Here is an 18,848-nt window from a genome sequence, read left to right as displayed (position 1 = left end):
TTCTTAACATTCAAAATATGCGCCATATACCATAAACTTTCAAAAAGATGTATTTTGTGTTACTTATTAACATTATATATATATCCAATGTCATTCGTACCTATCCTCAAGGCAGATTCAAGCAAAGTATTTAAACATTTCTTAAGTCTTTAGGGAAAATAGAAATAATATTAAGTAATAAAGATCAAAAACATAAAACCTCCAAAATTTATATCAAAAATCATCTGTGAATAGGGGATAAGGGATCGGGGATAAGGTATGGGTGTTCGGGAATTGATTAATTATTATTTTTCTTAATTCCCTAATCCCTGACCCCCAATTAATTCCCCGATCCCCGATCCTCTTATGGTCGCTAATATATATGTCAGTTGCAAATTACTAATAAATCATCACTTCGCTAATGGATCAGCAGCCGATGTCGCCTTCTGAAAAATTTAGTCCATCACAACAGCCAGAGAAAAAAATTTATTTGCCGCGTACAAGTGAATCAGAAAACTTAAAAAAAATTCGTCATACCACATCCCATGTGATGGCGATGGCGGTGCAAAAGCTGTTTCCCAAGGCGCAAGTTACCATTGGTCCGTGGATTGAAAACGGCTTTTACTACGATTTTGATAATCCGGAGCCTTTTAGCGATAAGGATCTCAAAGCCATCAAAAAAGAGATGGATAAAATTATCAATCGTAAACTGCCAGTCATCCGGGAAGAAGTTAGTCGAGAAGAAGCTGAACGGCGGATAAAGGAAATTAACGAACCTTATAAGCTAGAAATTCTGGCGGATATTAAAGAAGAACCGATTACCATCTATCACTTAGGCAATGAATGGTGGGATTTGTGCGCCGGACCACATCTAGAAAACACCAAGGAATTAAATCCAAAAGCCATTGAATTAGAAAGTGTTGCTGGTGCTTACTGGCGTGGAGACGAAACCAAAGCACAGCTACAACGCATCTACGGTACAGCATGGGAGAACCCAGAACAACTAGCAGAGTACAAGCGGCGTAAAGAAGAAGCACTAAGACGAGATCACCGTAAACTGGGTAAGGAACTGGGGTTATTTATTTTTTCCGACTTAGTGGGGCCAGGATTGCCATTATGGACACCCAAAGGAACCTTACTGCGGAGCCTTTTAGAAGACTTCCTCAAACAAGAACAAATAAAACGTGGCTATCAACCAGTCGTCACTCCTCACATCGGTAGAGTCGATTTATTTAAAACCTCTGGCCATTGGCAGAAGTATAAAGAAGACTTATTCCCGATGATGGCAGAAAATGAAGATGCAGCTGCCCATGAGCAAGGCTTTGTTCTCAAAGCCATGAATTGTCCTTTTCACATCCAAATATATAAAAGCCAATTGCATTCTTATCGTGAATTACCGATACGGTTGGCGGAATTTGGCACTGTCTACCGCTTTGAGCAATCTGGAGAATTGGGCGGTTTAACGCGAGTGCGGGGCTTTACTCAGGACGATGCTCACATATTTGTGACTCCAGAGCAGCTAGACAGTGAATTCCTTAACGTGGTTGACTTGATCTTGTCAGTGATTAAAACTCTTAAACTTGATCAGAATTTCAAAGCACGACTGAGTTTTCGCGATCCAGCTAGTGATAAATATATTGGTTCTGATGAAGCTTGGGACAAAGCTGAAAGCGCCATTCGTCGAGCCGTCGAAACATTGGGAATGGATCACTTTGAGGGAATTGGTGAGGCTGCTTTCTACGGTCCCAAACTGGATTTTATCGTCCGTGATGCTCTGGAGAGGGAATGGCAGTTGGGAACGGTGCAAGTCGATTACAACTTGCCAGAAAGATTTGATTTAGAGTATGTCGCTGAAGATGGTTCTCGTAAACGTCCAGTGATGATTCACCGTGCGCCTTTCGGTTCTCTAGAAAGACTCATTGGCATCTTAATCGAAGAATATGCTGGAGATTTCCCTTTGTGGTTAGCGCCAGTACAAGCAAGATTACTACCAGTTAGTGAAGTGCAACTCGATTTTGCCAAAGAAGTAGCAGCAAAAATGAGAGCATTAGGTATTCGGGCGGACGTGGATACCAGTGGCGATCGCCTGGGTAAACTCATTCGCAATGCCGAAAAAGAAAAGATCCCCATCATGGCTGTGATCGGTGCTAAAGAAGTAGAAACCAATTCTTTGAGTATCCGCACTCGTGCAAATGGAGAATTAGGGACTATGCCTGTGGACGAAGTTTTAGATAAGATTAAGGAAGCTATCGCAAACTTCGAGAATTTTTAACAATGTATTAGGTGGGTATTGCCCACCTGATTATATTGCAATATAAATTAACTAGAAATTACATTATGAGTTCTACAAAACAAAAGATACAATCTCTTTTGAACCAATTACCTGATAATTGTTCTATAGAAGATGTCCAATATCATTTGTACGTCATTGAAAAAGTCCGGCGCGGTTTAGAAGTGGCCGAACATCAAGCAACTAGAACCCAAAATGAGGCCGAAGAACGATTGAACAAATGGCTTATCAAGTAGAATGGTCTCCCAAAGCGTTAGATGATGTAGAAGCAATTGCCATATATATAGCTCGTGACTCGGCTTCCTATGCTGCGACAGTTGTCAAGAAGATACTTGACACAAGCGTCAACTTAAGCAAAGAACCTTTTTCTGGTCGCATTGTACCAGAGTTTGGCAACGATAATATCAGAGAATATCCGGCATATAGCTACAGAATCATCTATCGCATTCAGGGAGATATTGTTACTGTTGCCGCAGTGATTTATGGAAAGAAGTTACTGGATAAATTTGAAATGGATTGAATAGCATTGCCTATGAGTTAAATCAAGCAAACCTAAGAGAATTTTTCACACTCAAGCAAAAATGCAACCGGATAAATACAGACAAAAAAACCCATCTGTATTTATCCGGTATTTGCTTGCGTTGTGGGGGCGATCGCAAAATCACCCCCACTTTGTCTTTCTAAACTTATTTAGTAGCACCAGCCCTTGTGAAATAGTTAATCAGCAATATTAACCAAACTTGGAAGTTGTGAATTAGCCAATGTTGGCGCGGTAATAATAGTTGAATATAAACTTGATGGTTGTTGTTTAGCGACTACTGGTAGAAACTGACGAGCGTGAGCTGCTACTTCTACAGTTTTGACATCATAGGTTTGGGTTGCCAATTTGGGATAAAAACCGATACCGATGATTGGAAGCAACAGACAAGCAGTGATGAACAATTCGCGGGGTTTGACATCGGGTACCAATGCATCCAGATGTAACTCTGTATTTTGCTTGCCGTAGAAGACTTGACGTAGCATCGACAATAGATAAATCGGAGTGAGAATCACGCCTACAGCAGAAAGTAGTACAACTACAACTTTGAAACTAGAACTGTAAACATCGCTGGTAGCAATACCCAGGAATACCATCAACTCACCGACAAAGCCGCTCATTCCTGGTAATGCTAGAGAAGCCATTGCACCAGCAGTAAATAGAGCGAAGGTTTTAGGCATTACTTTGGCGATACCACCCATTTGATCCATCATCAAAGTGTGGGTGCGTTCGTATGTAACGCCAGAGAGGAAGAACAAACTAGCAGCAATCAAACCGTGAGAAATCATTTGCAGTACAGCACCGCTCATCCCAATTTCTGTATAGGAAGCGATACCAACTAGCACAAATCCCATATGGGCGATCGAAGAATAAGCTAAGCGACGCTTGAGATTGGTTTGAGCAAAGGCACAACAGGCACCGTAGATAATATTGACTACACCTAAAATTGCCAGAACTGGAGCGAAGTAAACATGAGCATTGGTTAACATCTCCATGTTGATGCGAATGAGCGCATAACCACCCATCTTTAACAACACACCAGCCAAAATCATTGAACCGGGTGCAGAAGCTTCACCGTGAGCATCAGGTAGCCAAGTGTGGAGTGGGAATATTGGTAGTTTGACACCAAAAGCAATCAAGAAACCTGCATAAACCAGTAACTCAAAGGCTCTAGGATATTGCTTCATTCCCAGAGTTACCATATCGAAGCTGACGGTATCTCCCGAAAATGCCATTGCAAAAGCTGCTACCAGGATAAATATAGAAGCAAGGGCGGTATAAAGAATAAATTTAGTAGCTGCATAACGGCGCTTTTGTCCTCCCCAAATGGAAATCAATAGGTAGACGGGTACTAATTCGATTTCCCACATTAAAAAGAACAGCAGCAAATCTTGGGCGACAAATACGCCAAGCTGAGCGCTGTATAACACCAGCATTAGACCATAAAATAAACGCGGCTTGTTGGTTACTTTCCAAGCCGCGAAGATTGCGAGGGTGTTAATTAAGCCTGTCAGCAGTACTAAAGGCATTGACAATCCATCTACTGCAACAGACCAGTTCAAGCCCAACTGCGGAATCCAAGGATATTTTTCTACCAGCTGAAATGCTGAACTTTGAAAATCGTAGTTTTGCCAAAAGGCATAAATCATTAAAGCGAAATCTGTTAGCGCTACTCCCAGACCATACCAACGAGCAGTTTTGCCTTCTTTATCTGGGATGAGGGGAATGGCTAAGGCAGCCACCAGTGGCAAGATAATTATGGTTGTTAACCAAGGAAATTGAGCAATCATCACTGACAATCGTTTTTCGTTTTTACTTTTAATTACATTATATTAAGCAATTCATAGTTTTGTAAACGATATTTATCCCTATGATTCCTAAATCTTTAATAAATTTAGTAATAAATACTTAGATTTTTTACCAAATTTATCCTATATGTAAATTTTTGCTAAGTCAATAAAAAACAGTGGCTCTAACCACCGTTGTAAATCTTAATATCAACTGTCTTAAGAATGATATTTCAAAAACAAGATCCCCGATTTCTCTAAGAAATCGGGGATCTGTGTAGTTCAAACAATGCGGTTAACAATTGTCCAGACATCTCCGTCAGAACGGACATGGGGAACCGAGATTGTCTTGAACCCAGTAATAAACGGCTTGTAATAGACTTGCCAGTACAGTGGACTGAGTTCATCAGCACAAGCCTTCAGACTGCGTATTTCTATGGCAAGTTCCGCAGCCAGTTCATTAATCCGTTGCGCGTGAACCTGAGCAATCTTTCTTGCCTCATCTAGTTGTTCCTGTAGAGAAAGTTGTTTAGCTTGAATTTGCCATTGCTGTAATTGGGCTTGTTTTTGTACCAATTGATCTTCCAAAGCAGCGATCGCATCATCTATGCCCTTGAGTTCCGCAACCAATTGGGCATTTTCGCGAGCATAACGACGATAAGCTTCAGTGATTGCTTGGGGTGAATCATTTTTGGGAGGTGTGACAGTAACAGTCAAAGAAGCACGTTCCTCACGCAGAACCTCAATTTGAGAGCGAAGTGCTGCAACTTCTGCCAGAATTTGCTCTATAGTCATTTTTTTGTTGTTTGTTGTTTGTTGTTTGTTGTTGCTTATAGTTTGTTTGTTGTTTCAAACAACTACCAACCACCAACTAACAACTAATAAAAACTTCTTGCCCCTTGCGTATCAATCCCAAGCGATCGCACCACAGGCGAAATTCCTTGCGATCGCCAAGCCGCTGACATCGCCGCCGCCACCGCTTCCGCATTTATTGTATCTGTTAAAACCAGCAATGTTGGCCCAGCACCACTAATCACCATACCGTAAGCACCCGCATTAATAGCAGCGGCATTGACAACATCGTATCCTTTAATCAATGCTTTTCGGTAAGGCTGATGTAACTTATCTTGCAAAGCTGCCCTTAACCAATCCCCGTTACCAGTCTCCAAACCACGCAACAACAACCCCAAATGCGCCGTGTTAAAAATCGCATCTGCTCGACTCACCTGAGAAGGTAACACCTGCCTAGCCTCCTTTGTAGAAAGCTCAAAATCAGGAATCGCCACCACAGGCACAATATTCTCACACCAAGGAACCTCACAAATCTCCCACTCTTGGCGTTCTACCGTTCCGGAAGCCGCTGCCCGTCTATGGCGTCTTGGTGGTTCATTTTCTATCCCCGTAGCCGCCAAACGACAACCCCCCAACAACGCCGGCACTACATTATCTGGGTGTCCCTCCATAGCGATCGCCAACTCCATCACCTGCGATTGGCTTAGAGGCTCACCCGCAAACACATTCGCACCTACTAAACCTCCAACGATAGCTGTTGCCGAACTACCCAAACCCCTTGCTAGCGGTACACCCAGCTTGATCTCAATTTCTACAGGTGGCGGAGTTTGCCCCAAGTGTTGATATAACTTTACAAACGCCTGATAGAGCAAATTACTCTCGTCAGTTTGCACTCGTTCAGCTTCTGCGCCAGTGACATTTATGATCACCTTTGCTGTTTCCCCTCGTTGAGAAGGGGGTAAGTCAACACGGGTAAACGTAAACTCGTTGTACAGCGTTAAAGCAGCACCAATACAATCAAAACCCGGCCCTAAATTTGCGGTAGTTGCGGGAACTATAACAGATACAGAGTCAACAGCAGTCATTGAAAAAATTTAACTAATCAATCAACTAGCATCTCATGATTTTGGATTTTAGATTTTGGATTTTGGATTAGGTTTTTTACAAAATCCAAAATGGGTTGACTCTGCCTTTACAGGAGGGTGTGTACTATAAACAGTCACAAACATGAGGTAAGCAACATTGAAACTTGGAGCCATCAACCACGTAGCCCTAACTGTTTCTGATATAGAGCCCTCAGAAGCATTTTATAACACGCTTTTAGGATTTATGGGTTACGAGCAAGCAGAAAACACACCACAGTTGATACTCTGGGCGAGTCCGAATGGAGTCATCACCATTTCTCCCTCTCACTCAGAATCACCAAATCAAAAACACGACCGTTATTCTCCAGGGTTACATCACCTTGCTTTTAGTGCAGACAACCGAGAACAGGTGGATAAGCTGTATCAACTATTAGTAGAACACGGGGTGGAAATCTTAGATCCACCCGCCGAATATGACTATATGGCGGGTTACTATGCTTTGTACTTTTTAGATCCAGATGGTATCAAGCTGGAATGCGCCTACATTCCTAATTGGCCACCTGAGATCTTAACAAGTTAAAAGGCAGCAAAGATGTTGAAAATCGGTGACTTTTCTAAACTTAGCCAAGTATCGGTGAAAGCACTACGCCTGTACGATCAACTGGGACTTATCAAACCAGTTGATGTGGACAACTTTACAGGATATCGCTACTACAGTGCTGAACAGTTGCCACGACTCAATCGTATTTTGGCACTGAAAGACTTGGGCTTTTCTTTAGAACAAATTGCTAAGCTGCTGGATGAGAATTTGCCATCCACAGAAATTCGTGGAATGCTGCGACTCAAGCAAGCTGAGTTGCAACATTTAGTTGAAGAAGAACAGGCGCGACTATTGCGAGTAGAAGCACGACTCAAGCAAATTGAACAGGAGGATAATATGCCCAATTACGAAGTGGTTATTAAAAAAGTGGAGCCGATAAAAGTTGCATCTATCCGAGAAACACTACCAGACTACCCGAGTGTGGGGCAACTTTATGATGAATTGTTGACATATTTCAACCAGCAGGGAGTTAAAAAAGGAACTTACTGTGCTGGTATCTGGCACGATCCTGGATACAAAGATTCAAATGTAGACGGTGAAGCAGTCATCTCAATTGAGAAGGACATATCCAATACTGAACGTATTCGGATATATGAGTTACCAAGATTTGAAAAAATGGCTTGCCTAGTTCATCACGGTAGTTACAACACTCTTAACCAAGCTTACGCTGCCTTAGTATCTTGGATTGAAGGTAACGGCTATCAAATTATTGGCCCTAACCGTGAAGTTTACATTACAGGGGGCAATGAACAGGATAATGAGTGTTATATCACAGAGGTGCAATTTCCTGTAACCAAGGCTTGAAAGGAATTTGTAAACCTGGTAACTTTTTAGCAACTAGGTTTTGATTACAAGCAACTAAATTTTGTTATTAAAAAATGTTAAGTTAAAAATGTTGGATTTAAAAATAGTAAACTGAATCTATTCAACCAAACTAAAGAAGTTGCTGCAAAAATAAAGACTGGAAGTGAATCCAGCCGATAAAAAAGCGGGCTAACCGCTATTAACATGGTTAACCCGTGCAGCTTTGGGAACGCGCAGAGAAATTACTATTGCAATACCAACTTAACGTTGGCATTTTGCAAACCGCGCTGTTTCACTTCTGTCAAGGTCTTGTTAACAGCATACTTCTGGTTGATAGAGTTAATCAGTTCGGTCTGATTATGCTTTTTAGCAACACCCCACAGGTCTGCGATTAGGTCAAAAGAACCGTCGCTGTTGCGAGACCAACCGAGGTCATATTCGCCTTCTAATACTGCTACAATGTCAGCACGAACACGCTGACCGTTGTAACCGCGAACATCAGCTTCGGTCTTTACGCTAATACCAAGGTCGCGCAGGGACTGCTTGAGGATTTCAGCGTCGGTAATTTTGGTACGCAGAGTGCTAAAATGAGACATTTGGGTTTCCTCCAAAGAGAGTAGAGAAAAAGGACAACAGTTTGGTTTGTTTTGAGAGTAAGCCGCGTTTAGCAGAACGCGGTTTTTTTATTAACAGCTAGCCTTTAGGACTAGCTCTTCCCCCCTGTATTGCCAGGGGAAAGCTTTTAGAATTCCATTCGCTGATATTCAGCAATGGAAGCTGCTGCGGGTCGCGCACGCTGTCTAGCCCAATCTCTGAGGGCTGTAACCTGTTCTTGCATCGTCCGAGACAGCGGCAGTGTCGCTTTCAGTGCAGCAATAATATCTAATTGGGTGAACTCACGATCTTGGGCGAAAGCTTCGTACATCGCTGCCACGATCGCCTGTTCAATTTCTGCTCCAGAGAAACCATCAGACATTTTAGATAATTGTTCTAGGTCAAACCTAGAGATGTCTTCCCGGCGCTTATGCAGGTGGATCTTAAATATATCTTGCCTTTCTTCTGGTGTGGGCAGATCCACAAAGAAAATTTCATCAAAACGACCTTTCCTTAAAAATTCTCCTGGTAATCTTTCCACTCGGTTGGCAGTTGCCATGACAAATACCGGGGATTTTTTCTCTTGCATCCAGGTGAGGAAAGAACCAAATATCCTGCTAGAAGTACCACCATCAGAATCAGAAGAACCTGTACTACCAGCAAAGGATTTATCTAATTCATCGATAAATAATATTGCAGGGGAAATAGATTCGGCGGTTTTGAGGGCGTTGCGTAAGTTCGCTTCTGAACGTCCTACCATTGAGCCATCATAGACTCGTCCCATATCTAACCGCAACAGTGGCAAACCCCAAAGCCGAGATGTGGTTTTAGCAATCAACGACTTACCGCAACCCGGAACACCAAGAATTAACATTCCTTTTGGTTGAGGCAAACCATATTCCCGCGCCCTTTCTGTAAATGCATTGGAACGCTGTTTTAGCCACTTTTTCAATTCTTCCAAGCCACCAACAGCATCAATAGTTGCGTCTTCTTCTATGTATTCTAATATACCGTTGCGTCGGATTAATTGCTTTTTCTCTGATAAGACTATATCAACTTCTTCTTCTGTTAGGCGTCCAGTTGTAACTTGGGCTTTACGATATACTTTTTCCGCTTCGTCCTTTGTTAATCCTAAGGCAGCTCTGAGAAGTTTTTCTCGTGCCTCTGTTGCTAGCCGTCGCCCACGATGATTTTCTATATGGTGAGTCAAAACTTTATTCAACTCACCCATATCTGGAAGGGGAAAGTCTAAAACGACAACTTCCTTTTCCAATTCAATGGGTACTTGCTGCATTGGTGACATCAAGATGATGTTCTTCTGCATGCCTTTGAAGCTTGCGATCGCATCCCGTAAAGACCTTGTTGTCGCAGGCGCATCTATAAAAGGATGTAAATCTTTAAGAATAAATATACCTGGTTCTCTTTGCCGGATAATCCAATCAATCGCCGCTTCTGGTGAAACAGTATTATGCTGACCTACATTCCGGGGTTGACCATACTCCACGATGCCGTGAGTTACTGTCCAAACGTACACTCGCCGTTGTGGTTTTGACGATTGAGCGATTGTAAAGATTGCCTGCTCAGCCCGCTCTTCCTCGGAGGTCACAAGGTAGATTAAAGGGTATTGAGCTTGAATGAGGATGTTGAGCTCTTCTTTCATAAATCGACCTACTTGAGACCTTTTACAGAAACTCTAGACATCGCAGTTGGCAAAGATGGCAGAATTTTGAGAATTCATAACGAGTTATGTATTCACAATTCTGAGCTTAGCAAGGAACTAATTCTTCCTCGCCTTTGGGATGGGCTTGCTCCATCTCTTCCACTGGCAGATGTTCTTGATTGCTACTAATTACTCCCGGTTGTTTGCCTAAACCAACCAATTCACCATCACGTATAACTAATGAGCTTTCACAATTAGGACAGGTGTAAACTCTATGAGTTTTTCCGTAGACAGCTACTTCATCAACTAGCTCCGAATTTGCCAGGTAGAAAACGAGGGCGCGTTCGGCAAGATCCGACATTGGCTCTGAATCAATAGCTGAACGTATTTTCAGTTTTCTGTGCAGTTCTGGCGACAAATACAAAGTAACCTTTTGCTTATTAGCTTGCATAACTCTGTTAACGGTCTTACCCGGGTATGTATCTTACGATATCTACTCGTCTTTGGCTTGTCAAGACAGCAAGACGCTTTGACGTCAATATTGTAATATTTATTTACACATGAAATGACGTAAGGTTTTGCACCCTAAAAATAGGTAGTGGTAAAAAAGCAACAATATCTCAAGAGTATTTAGTGAGATACCCATAAATTCCCTCTTCCAGTTCATTAATGAAAGCCTTTACTCCTAGCATATTTTGTCTTCTATCTACCAGATCCCGCTTCCAGAGGAGTGCAAGATACATTATTTACGCGATCGCTTTATCTGTAATTCTGGGAGGCTGTACAACAATAACTGCTTTCCACAGCTCTAATCACACTTGGAAAATCTATAGAAATAACCGATACGGCTTTGAATTTCCTTATCCCAGCACATGGAAGTCTTTGCCATCAGACAACGCCGACGGCATAGTTTTTATTTCTCCAAGAAATAAAGCTGTAGAGATTCGCAGTTGGGCAGGAATGCAACTGCCAAAAGATATAAACCAAGACAAAAAGGGCAAAACATCAATAAACCCCAACTTTACAACTGCTCAAGGAGTAACCGGAGTACTGACGGTAGAAGTTAGGCAACAAGAAAGTGTAATGACACTACAATTAGCCCAAGGAGAACTGAAATACTACTGGCAGGGAAAAGCACCCAGCCAAGAATTTAGTAGCTACTACCGCTTTTTTGATTACATCGCTAGTAGCTATAAAATTAGTCAACAGTCAAGGATAAAGAGTTAGTGGTTAGTTGTTGTTTGCTTACTACTCCTCATACTACCCACACTCCTCATACTTCTCCTTGTCCCCCATGTCCCCGATACCCAATCCCCAATCTTCATGGTCTAGAGGTGACACAAACCTGGTAGATTTAGCTATCAGCGAGTAAAAACAGGTGAAAATGAAAGTCCTGGTTATTGGTGGCGATGGCTATTGCGGTTGGGCAACCGCGCTTTATCTTTCCAATCGAGGTTACGAAGTTGGTATTTTAGACAGCTTGGTGCGGCGGCACTGGGATAATGAATTGGGTGTAGAAACTTTAACCCCGATCGCACCAATTCACCAACGCACTCAACGCTGGAAAGACTTAACTGGTAAAACCATCGATTTGTTTGTTGGTGATATCACTAATTACGAGTTTCTCCAAAAAGCCCTGTATAAATTTGAACCAAATGCGATCGTGCATTTTGGCGAACAACGTTCTGCACCGTTTTCGATGATTGATCGCGAACATGCTGTTATGACGCAAGTCAATAACGTTGTGGGTACGCTGAATTTGTTGTACGCGATGAAAGAAGATTTCCCAGAGTGCCATTTGGTGAAATTGGGAACAATGGGTGAATACGGTACACCCAACATAGATATAGAAGAAGGCTATATCACCATTGAACACAACGGACGCAAAGATACCTTGCCTTATCCCAAGCAACCTGGTTCAATGTACCACTTAAGCAAAGTCCACGATAGTCACAATATCCACTTTGCTTGTCGGATTTGGGGACTAAGGGCAACAGACTTAAATCAAGGTGTGGTTTATGGCGTCCTCACTGAAGAAACCGGTATGGACGAACTGTTAATTAACCGCCTAGATTACGATGGTGTGTTTGGAACAGCGTTGAACCGTTTCTGTATCCAAGCTGCAATTGGACACCCCCTGACTGTCTATGGTAAAGGTGGACAAACGCGGGGATTTTTGGATATTCGGGATACAGTGCGATGTATTGAACTGGCGATCACTAACCCTGCTGAACCTGGAGAGTTCCGTGTATTTAACCAATTTACTGAACAATTCAGTGTCGGTGACTTGGCGATGATGGTGAAAAAAGCCGGGAATGCAATGGGGCTAAATGTAGAAGTTAATAACCTAGATAACCCCAGAATCGAAAAAGAAGAACACTACTTTAATGCCAAAAACACCAAACTGTTGGATCTAGGTTTACAACCTCACTATCTCTCTGATTCCCTGCTTGATTCCCTATTGAACTTTGCTGTCAAATATCAAAATCGAGTCGATAAAAACCAAATTCTGCCAAAAGTTACTTGGCATCGTAAATAGCAAAGCATGAACATGCGATCACTTGTTCTGTTTGTGTTTGTTGTATTGCCTGGTGTGGCATTTAGTAGCATTAGTATTTACTATCTGCTTCCTGAATGGACAACACTGGATGCAGCCCATAAAAATTATCAACAAGTGGCAAAGTCTCCATCTGCAAAGGTGGGTGACTTACTCATTGCCCAAGCCGCAGAAAACAGACACAGAATCAATTGCTTTGCTCAAAGAGTTGGAGTTTTGTCAGGTGTGGCGATCGCAGCCATTGGTATTCATGGCATTTGCACCCTGCCTAACAAGACATCTTAACCATGCCAATTTTAGATTTTGGATGAGTCAATCTAAAATCCAAAATTGATTAACTTCAATCATACTTAAAACACAGGGTAAAACCTGAATGAGGCTGGTTAGACAACCCTATTTAATTAAAGTGAGTTGCTGACCGAAAACTGGTCGTCATATTCTTGCACAGTATGACGACCAATCTGTTGTTTATGCAACAGTTTGCGCTGTAAGTAGTGCTGAAATTGCCCAGAAGCTGGAATTATCTGAACACCGTGCCTGTAGTGAATGATATTTTATGAGGATTGCTCTATTTACCGAAACCTTTCTGCCCAAGGTTGACGGCATTGTTACACGCCTACGTCATACTATTGAACATTTACAACGCAGTGGCGACGAAGTACTAGTAATTTGCCCGGATGGCGGTATTACAGAATATAAAGGAGCCAAAATATATGGTGTCTCTGGCTTTCCGCTACCTCTGTATCCTGAGTTAAAAATGGCACTACCGCGCCCAGCCATTGGTTACATTTTGGAACAGTTTCAGCCAGACATTATTCATGTGGTCAATCCAGCTGTTTTAGGATTAGCTGGTATATTCTACAGCAAGGTGCTTGATATTCCCTTAGTGGCTTCTTATCATACCCACTTGCCTCAATATCTCCAGCATTACGGTTTAGGAATGCTTGAGGGGTTATTGTGGGAATTGCTTAAAGCAGGTCACAATCAAGCTGCTTTAAATTTGTGTACCTCTACAGCAATGATGGAGGAACTGACAGCCCACGGAATTGAAAGAGTAAACTTGTGGCAACGGGGAGTAGATACAGAAACATTTCATCCTAGCTTAGTCTCTGAGGAAATGCGATCGCGTCTGTCCCAAAATCACCCAGATAGTCCCTTGTTATTATACGTTGGACGTCTTTCTGCTGAAAAAGAAATTGAGCGGATCAAACCCATACTAGAAGCTATCCCCGCAGCCAGACTCGCATTGGTGGGAGATGGACCCCACCGCCAAGCCTTAGAAAAGCACTTTGCCAACACAAACACTCATTTTGTTGGCTACCTGGTTGGCAAAGAATTAGCTTCAGCTTTTGCTAGCGCTGATGCCTTTATTTTCCCTTCTCGCACAGAAACATTGGGTCTAGTACTCCTAGAAGCAATGGCAGCAGGATGTCCAGTAGTAGCAGCCCGTTCTGGCGGCATTCCTGATATAGTAACAGATGGTGTCAATGGATACCTATTTGCTCCTGATGCAGGTGATGAAGGTGCGATCGCTGCTACCCTGCGCTTACTAGAAATGAAACAAGAACGAGAATCTATTCGTCAAAATGCCCGCCGAGAAGCTGAACGTTGGGGATGGGCAGCTGCCACTCGTCAGTTGCAAGATTACTATCAAAAGGTAATTTATTCTGAATTACCCAAAGCAGCGTAATCTGGTTTTAGATTTTGGATTTTGGATTTTGGATTGGGATTCATGTAGTAGTTAATTGTTGATTTTTGATTACTATAAACCATTAACTATAACCTAGTTACTAGTCCAAAATCTAAATCTAAAGTCTAAAATCCGTCTTGAAAAGCTCTGAGCGCCCCAAGCCCTAGCTCAAACTTTTCGCAAAATCTAAAATCTAAAATTTCATGGCACTCCTTAATACTGGTAGCGTCCTAGCTACATTAACTGAACTGACTCAAGTTAATCGCACTCACGCTTTATTACGTCGTGTTAAAGACCTTTCTGTTAACGAATTTGTTTGCTTACTAGATTTTATTACTGCGGAATTTCAGCAATTTCTGAGGGCAATTGAGCTGATCAATAACGAAGCCCTGGAAACAATGCTGGAGAAAGTTTTAGAGGCCATTACATTAAAAATAGGTCAAATTCTCCAAGCTGAACATACTACTATTTTTTTAGTAGACAACGATAAAGGTCAACTTTGGACAAAAATTATTCAAGATAATATTCATAAGCCTTTAGAAATTCGTATTCCGATTACTGTTGGTATCCCTGGTTATGTTGCTAGTACAGGTGAATGTTTAAATATATCTGATACTGCTACTCATTCTCTGTTTAGCTCAGATTTAGAAAAACAAATGGGCTATAAGATTGATAATCTTCTATGTATGCCAGTTTTAAGCAGTAAAAATCAAGTTGTCGCCGTAGTACAACTGGCAAACAAAGCTGGAAATATTCCTTTTGACAGTGAAGATGAAGAACGATTTCGGGATTTTGCTTCTGCTATAGGTATTATCTTAGAAAGTTGCCAATCTTTCTATGTCGCAGCGCGCAATCAAAGGGGTGCAACGGCGCTTTTGCGGGCAACTCAAACACTGGGTCAAAGTCTAGACTTAGAAGCGACTTTGCAAATAGTGATGGAACAAGCACGAATTTTAATGCAAGCAGACCGCAGCACGCTATTTTTATATCGTAAGGAAATGGGAGAACTTTGGACAAAAATAGCAGCGGCTGATGGCAAAAAAATGATGGAAATTCGCATTCCTGCTAACCGTGGAATTGTTGGCTATGTAGCTTCTACTGGTGAAGCGTTGAATATTCCTGATGCTTATAAAGACCCTCGTTTTGACCCCAGTACAGATAAAAAAACTGGGTATGTAACTCGCAATATTTTATGTTTACCAGTATTTAATTCTACTAATGAATTAATTGGCGTGACACAATTAATTAATAAACAACAAGGCAGTTTTAGTGCTTCGGATGAAGAATTTATGCGGGCTTTTAATATTCAAGCCGGAATTGCTTTAGAAAATGCCCGTTTATTTGAAAATGTACTATTAGAAAAACAATATCAGAAAGATATTCTCCAAAGTCTTTCTGATGCAGTAATTTCTACAGATATGGAAGGTTGCATCGTGACTATTAATGATGCAGCTTTAGAATTGCTAGGTTGTCCATTAATAGATGGAAATGCTAAACATAATAAAGTTGCTTGGGAACAAAATTTAATTGGTCGCTTTGTGTGGGAGGTTGTACCAATTGATAATTTACAAATGCGGCTGCAAGATAGTTTAAAAACAGGTGCAAGACATTATGTACCGGAGCAAAGTTTGACGGTGGGATTATATTTATATACTACAGATAAAGATACAAAAAATTACATTTTAGCAATTCGCGATCGCACTCAAACTGATCTTTTTATCCCCTGGAACCAACCTTTAACTCCCCAATCGAAGTTACTCAGTGCAGATAGTGTCAATCAAATTGAACGTAGCATCAATTTAACTGTTAACCCCCTGACAAACCCAGAAGGAGGGGTGCGGGGTGGTTTGGTAGTTTTAGAAGATATCAGCCGAGAAAAGCGGATGAAAAATACCATGTACCGCTACCTAACTCCTCGTGTCGCTGAACAAGTTATGGCATTGGGAGAAGATGCTTTAATGGTGGGTGAACGCAAAGAAGTCACCGTTTTGTTTTCTGATATTAGAGGTTACACCACTCTGACAGAAAATCTCGGTGCGGCTGAGGTGGTATCGCTGCTAAACCAGTATTTTGAAACGATGGTAGAGGCGGTATTTAACCACGAAGGTACTCTCGATAAATTTATTGGCGACGCTTTAATGGCGGTGTTTGGTGCGCCACTCCCGCTTACGGAAAATCATGCTTGGAAAGCTGTACAAGCTGCTTTGGAAATGCGACAGCGATTAGAAGAATTTAACCAACGACGCGTGATTCAAGAACAGCCAAAAATTCATATTGGCATTGGAATTAGTTCCGGGGAAGTAGTTTCCGGTAATATCGGTTCTCACAAACGCATGGATTATACAGTCATCGGTGATGGCGTCAATCTCAGCTCGCGTTTAGAAGCGATCACAAAAGAATATGGTTGTGATATTATTATCAGTGAATTTACTTACCAATTGTGCCGCGATCGCATTTGGGTGCGTGAATTAGATAAAATTCGGGTTAAAGGTAAACACCAAGCTGTAAATATTTATGAATTAATAGGCGATTGCACTACGCCTCTAGACGCCACAACCCACGAATTCCTCTCTTTCTACCATGCTGGACGGAACGCCTATCTCAACCGTAATTTTGAGAGTGCGATCGTCTACTTTGAAGCAGCAAAAAGAATCCGACCAATAGATCAGGTCGTTGATATTCATTTGGAACGCGCTCGTAATTACCTCAAGCAAAGTCTACCAAACTCTTGGGATGGAGTTTGGACAATGATGAATAAATAAGGAAATTGAGAGACGGGGAACACGGTAGCGCAGTGAATAACTAACAACTCATGACTAATTAACTACTCTGGTTGATTACCATCATCATCCATTCGGAAAGGATTTTCACCAATTCTTAACTGTTTTTTCGCTTGTTTCAAATTTTTCCAAAGCTCCTTGATATTCTCATAAGCCTCATCAGGAGATATCTTACCGGCTGTCTCCAGATTGCAGATATAACTGACTTTTTGGGCAAATTCCTGTAGATTAGCATTAAATACCAAATTTTCTGGCTTGACCTGACCGTAGTAGCGACCCCGGGGATAAAGAAAATCATCTTTGTTAGGCATTTTTTATCCAAATTTTACCTTCTTCATTGTTTTGAATCACAAACTAACAATTTACAATCCTTGTATTGATCTCAAAATCTGGGAACGGGTAAAGGAGAAAGGTTAATGAGGATTCTTTTTTTCTTTACTGTTTAAACTTTATCTAAATACTTGCCAATGTCAATTTTGGCAAAGATTCATTATTTAGTTTTGAGTAAGTTTGCCGAACTTTCATAATTTCTGCTAAATAACAATCGTATTGAACTTTGAATTAATAATCTATAGTGCTGTATTAGTTTATACATTTAATTTATTTACTTTTATTGTGACAAATAGCTACGACTTCTGGGAATATAACCAATACATAATTTATGTTAAATTCCCGCCCTTAATTTGTGCATCTATCTTGGGTCAACAGTTTTACTTAGGTATTGCACTGATGACTAATGGTTAAAAACAAAAGATAAAATGGTTAAGCTTAAATGCATACAAGCCAGCCATTGAACCTAAATTTACTACCTGCCATGACTGCCCAAACCAAGCTCTACGAAGGTAAAGCCAAAATTATCTACCCTACGGATAACCCGGAAATCTTACTGGCTGTTTTTAAAGATGATGCGACAGCATTTAACGCTCAAAAACGCGGTAGTATCCAAAACAAAGGGACTGTAAATAATATCATCTCTAGTAAAATATTTCAACAGCTAGAAGCCCGGGGTGTCAAGACTCACTTTATTGAAAGTCCCGCTCCCAACCAAATGCGGATCAAGGCGGTAAAAATATTGCCATTGGAAGTGGTTGTCAGGAACATTGCTGCGGGTAGCCTTTGTCAACAAACAGGATTACCACTGGGAACTGTACTCAAGATGCCATTGGTGGAATTTTATTACAAAAATGACCAATTGGGAGATCCTCTGTTGACTCGCGATCGCATACTGCTGATGGAATTAGCAACTCCGGAACAAGTTGACAGTATAATCCATCTTGCATTGCAAATTAACGAATTTCTCAAAGAGTTTTTCCAGGGGTGTGGCATTACCTTAGTGGACTTCAAACTAGAATTTGGTTTGGACTCACAACAGCAGTTGCTATTAGCAGATGAGATTAGTCCCGATACTTGTCGTTTATGGGACGTATCCGCAGGGGATGACCCTAACCGTCGTGTACTAGATAAAGACCGCTTTCGTCGGGACTTAGGTAATGTTGAGGATGCTTACCAGGAGGTTTTAAGAAGAGTGCTAGAAGCAGTGGAAAAAGGGTAATTGAGGAGGTGGAGAGGTGGGGGAGTGTGAGGAGTTGTGAACAACTAACCACTAACTACTAACCACTAACTACTGACCAAAAACCAACTTTGACATAAAGCAAAATCTTTCTTTGATGGTGCGTGGAAGTGAAGAAAAA

General features: G+C 41.5%; 18 protein-coding genes. 11 read left to right on the top strand and 7 right to left on the bottom strand.

Annotation, left to right across the window (positions count from 1 at the left end):
- The first annotated feature begins 400 nt into the window (after nt 1–400).
- The 3 genes from thrS (at nt 401) to NIES592_RS03725 (ending at nt 2,789) form a co-directional block, all read left to right on the top strand.
- Complete coding sequence (thrS, locus tag NIES592_RS03735; RefSeq protein ID WP_073554934.1) at nt 401–2,251, top strand: threonine--tRNA ligase; 1,851 nt, start codon at nt 401–403, stop codon at nt 2,249–2,251.
- Nucleotides 2,252–2,316: 65 nt separating this feature from the next.
- The gene (locus tag NIES592_RS26160) at nt 2,317–2,505 is read left to right on the top strand and encodes a hypothetical protein (protein WP_009456103.1); all 189 of its coding nucleotides are present in this window, start codon (nt 2,317–2,319) and stop codon (nt 2,503–2,505) included.
- Nucleotides 2,490–2,789, top strand: coding sequence for a type II toxin-antitoxin system RelE/ParE family toxin (locus tag NIES592_RS03725; protein ID WP_009456105.1), 300 nt, complete (start codon nt 2,490–2,492; stop codon nt 2,787–2,789). Before NIES592_RS26160 ends, NIES592_RS03725 begins: the two co-directional genes overlap by 16 nt.
- A gap of 197 nt (nt 2,790–2,986) precedes the next feature.
- Here the strand turns inward: NIES592_RS03725 and NIES592_RS03720 are convergent, their stop codons facing one another.
- The 3 genes from NIES592_RS03720 to thrB form a co-directional block, all read right to left on the bottom strand.
- Nucleotides 2,987–4,597: an NAD(P)H-quinone oxidoreductase subunit 4 gene (locus tag NIES592_RS03720; RefSeq protein WP_073554933.1), complete on the bottom strand. Its 1,611-nt coding sequence runs from the start codon at nt 4,595–4,597 to the stop codon at nt 2,987–2,989.
- 279 nt (nt 4,598–4,876) lie between these two features.
- Nucleotides 4,877–5,389, bottom strand: a complete 513-nt coding sequence (locus NIES592_RS03715; RefSeq protein WP_178379463.1) for a hypothetical protein — start codon at nt 5,387–5,389, stop codon at nt 4,877–4,879.
- 83 nt (nt 5,390–5,472) lie between these two features.
- Nucleotides 5,473–6,471, bottom strand: a complete 999-nt coding sequence (gene thrB, locus NIES592_RS03710; protein WP_073554932.1) for a homoserine kinase — start codon at nt 6,469–6,471, stop codon at nt 5,473–5,475.
- A gap of 157 nt (nt 6,472–6,628) precedes the next feature.
- On the opposite strand from thrB, the gene NIES592_RS03705 reads away from it, so the two are divergent.
- Nucleotides 6,629–7,051 (top strand): VOC family protein, encoded by a 423-nt coding sequence (locus NIES592_RS03705; RefSeq protein ID WP_073554931.1) that lies wholly within the window; start codon nt 6,629–6,631, stop codon nt 7,049–7,051.
- A 12-nt stretch (nt 7,052–7,063) separates the two neighbouring features.
- Entirely contained in the window at nt 7,064–7,876 is an 813-nt protein-coding gene (locus NIES592_RS03700) for a MerR family transcriptional regulator (RefSeq protein ID WP_062248555.1), read from the top strand.
- 245 nt (nt 7,877–8,121) lie between these two features.
- On the opposite strand, the gene NIES592_RS03695 is transcribed toward NIES592_RS03700, so the two are convergent.
- The 3 genes from NIES592_RS03695 to NIES592_RS03685 form a co-directional block, all read right to left on the bottom strand.
- Complete coding sequence (locus NIES592_RS03695) at nt 8,122–8,472, bottom strand: DUF1257 domain-containing protein (protein ID WP_009456112.1); 351 nt, start codon at nt 8,470–8,472, stop codon at nt 8,122–8,124.
- 146 nt (nt 8,473–8,618) lie between these two features.
- Nucleotides 8,619–10,130 (bottom strand): stress-responsive protein Ycf46, encoded by a 1,512-nt coding sequence (ycf46, locus tag NIES592_RS03690; protein ID WP_062248557.1) that lies wholly within the window; start codon nt 10,128–10,130, stop codon nt 8,619–8,621.
- 106 nt (nt 10,131–10,236) lie between these two features.
- A complete protein-coding gene (locus tag NIES592_RS03685; RefSeq protein ID WP_009456114.1) occupies nt 10,237–10,581 on the bottom strand; it encodes a hypothetical protein in 345 nt (114 codons plus the stop codon).
- A 218-nt stretch (nt 10,582–10,799) separates the two neighbouring features.
- On the opposite strand from NIES592_RS03685, the gene NIES592_RS03680 reads away from it, so the two are divergent.
- The 5 genes from NIES592_RS03680 (at nt 10,800) to NIES592_RS03660 (ending at nt 17,139) form a co-directional block, all read left to right on the top strand.
- Nucleotides 10,800–11,357 (top strand): hypothetical protein, encoded by a 558-nt coding sequence (locus NIES592_RS03680; protein WP_062248559.1) that lies wholly within the window; start codon nt 10,800–10,802, stop codon nt 11,355–11,357.
- Between the two features lie 157 nt (nt 11,358–11,514).
- Complete coding sequence (locus NIES592_RS03675) at nt 11,515–12,669, top strand: NAD-dependent epimerase/dehydratase family protein (protein WP_073554930.1); 1,155 nt, start codon at nt 11,515–11,517, stop codon at nt 12,667–12,669.
- 12 nt (nt 12,670–12,681) lie between these two features.
- Nucleotides 12,682–12,972: a hypothetical protein gene (locus NIES592_RS03670; protein WP_062248564.1), complete on the top strand. Its 291-nt coding sequence runs from the start codon at nt 12,682–12,684 to the stop codon at nt 12,970–12,972.
- 271 nt (nt 12,973–13,243) lie between these two features.
- Complete coding sequence (locus tag NIES592_RS03665; protein ID WP_009456118.1) at nt 13,244–14,377, top strand: glycosyltransferase family 4 protein; 1,134 nt, start codon at nt 13,244–13,246, stop codon at nt 14,375–14,377.
- Nucleotides 14,378–14,580: 203 nt separating this feature from the next.
- Entirely contained in the window at nt 14,581–17,139 is a 2,559-nt protein-coding gene (locus NIES592_RS03660; RefSeq protein WP_073554929.1) for a GAF domain-containing protein, read from the top strand.
- Between the two features lie 62 nt (nt 17,140–17,201).
- Here NIES592_RS03660 and NIES592_RS03655 read toward each other — a convergent pair whose 3' ends face one another.
- Complete coding sequence (locus tag NIES592_RS03655; RefSeq protein ID WP_009456124.1) at nt 17,202–17,468, bottom strand: DUF7219 family protein; 267 nt, start codon at nt 17,466–17,468, stop codon at nt 17,202–17,204.
- Nucleotides 17,469–17,971: 503 nt separating this feature from the next.
- On the opposite strand from NIES592_RS03655, the gene purC reads away from it, so the two are divergent.
- Nucleotides 17,972–18,709, top strand: a complete 738-nt coding sequence (gene purC / locus NIES592_RS03650; protein ID WP_073554982.1) for a phosphoribosylaminoimidazolesuccinocarboxamide synthase — start codon at nt 17,972–17,974, stop codon at nt 18,707–18,709.
- Nucleotides 18,710–18,848 lie beyond the last annotated feature (139 nt).

The organism is Fischerella major NIES-592, from assembly GCF_001904645.1.
In the GTDB taxonomy this organism is placed as follows: Bacteria; Cyanobacteriota; Cyanobacteriia; order Cyanobacteriales; family Nostocaceae; genus Fischerella; species Fischerella thermalis.
This window is presented reverse-complemented; position numbering and strand designations above follow the sequence as displayed.

Coding starts and splice junctions, on each gene's coding strand:
- thrS (WP_073554934.1), top strand. CDS start 401: ATGGATCAGCAGCCGATGTCGCCTTCTGAAAAATTTAGTCCATCACAA.
- NIES592_RS26160 (WP_009456103.1), top strand. CDS start 2,317: ATGAGTTCTACAAAACAAAAGATACAATCTCTTTTGAACCAATTACCT.
- NIES592_RS03725 (WP_009456105.1), top strand. CDS start 2,490: ATGGCTTATCAAGTAGAATGGTCTCCCAAAGCGTTAGATGATGTAGAA.
- NIES592_RS03720 (WP_073554933.1), bottom strand. CDS start 4,597: ATGATTGCTCAATTTCCTTGGTTAACAACCATAATTATCTTGCCACTG.
- NIES592_RS03715 (WP_178379463.1), bottom strand. CDS start 5,389: ATGACTATAGAGCAAATTCTGGCAGAAGTTGCAGCACTTCGCTCTCAA.
- thrB (WP_073554932.1), bottom strand. CDS start 6,471: ATGACTGCTGTTGACTCTGTATCTGTTATAGTTCCCGCAACTACCGCA.
- NIES592_RS03700 (WP_062248555.1), top strand. CDS start 7,064: ATGTTGAAAATCGGTGACTTTTCTAAACTTAGCCAAGTATCGGTGAAA.
- NIES592_RS03695 (WP_009456112.1), bottom strand. CDS start 8,472: ATGTCTCATTTTAGCACTCTGCGTACCAAAATTACCGACGCTGAAATC.
- ycf46 (WP_062248557.1), bottom strand. CDS start 10,130: ATGAAAGAAGAGCTCAACATCCTCATTCAAGCTCAATACCCTTTAATC.
- NIES592_RS03685 (WP_009456114.1), bottom strand. CDS start 10,581: ATGCAAGCTAATAAGCAAAAGGTTACTTTGTATTTGTCGCCAGAACTG.
- NIES592_RS03680 (WP_062248559.1), top strand. CDS start 10,800: ATGAAAGCCTTTACTCCTAGCATATTTTGTCTTCTATCTACCAGATCC.
- NIES592_RS03675 (WP_073554930.1), top strand. CDS start 11,515: ATGAAAGTCCTGGTTATTGGTGGCGATGGCTATTGCGGTTGGGCAACC.
- NIES592_RS03670 (WP_062248564.1), top strand. CDS start 12,682: ATGCGATCACTTGTTCTGTTTGTGTTTGTTGTATTGCCTGGTGTGGCA.
- NIES592_RS03665 (WP_009456118.1), top strand. CDS start 13,244: ATGAGGATTGCTCTATTTACCGAAACCTTTCTGCCCAAGGTTGACGGC.
- NIES592_RS03660 (WP_073554929.1), top strand. CDS start 14,581: ATGGCACTCCTTAATACTGGTAGCGTCCTAGCTACATTAACTGAACTG.
- NIES592_RS03655 (WP_009456124.1), bottom strand. CDS start 17,468: ATGCCTAACAAAGATGATTTTCTTTATCCCCGGGGTCGCTACTACGGT.
- purC (WP_073554982.1), top strand. CDS start 17,972: ATGACTGCCCAAACCAAGCTCTACGAAGGTAAAGCCAAAATTATCTAC.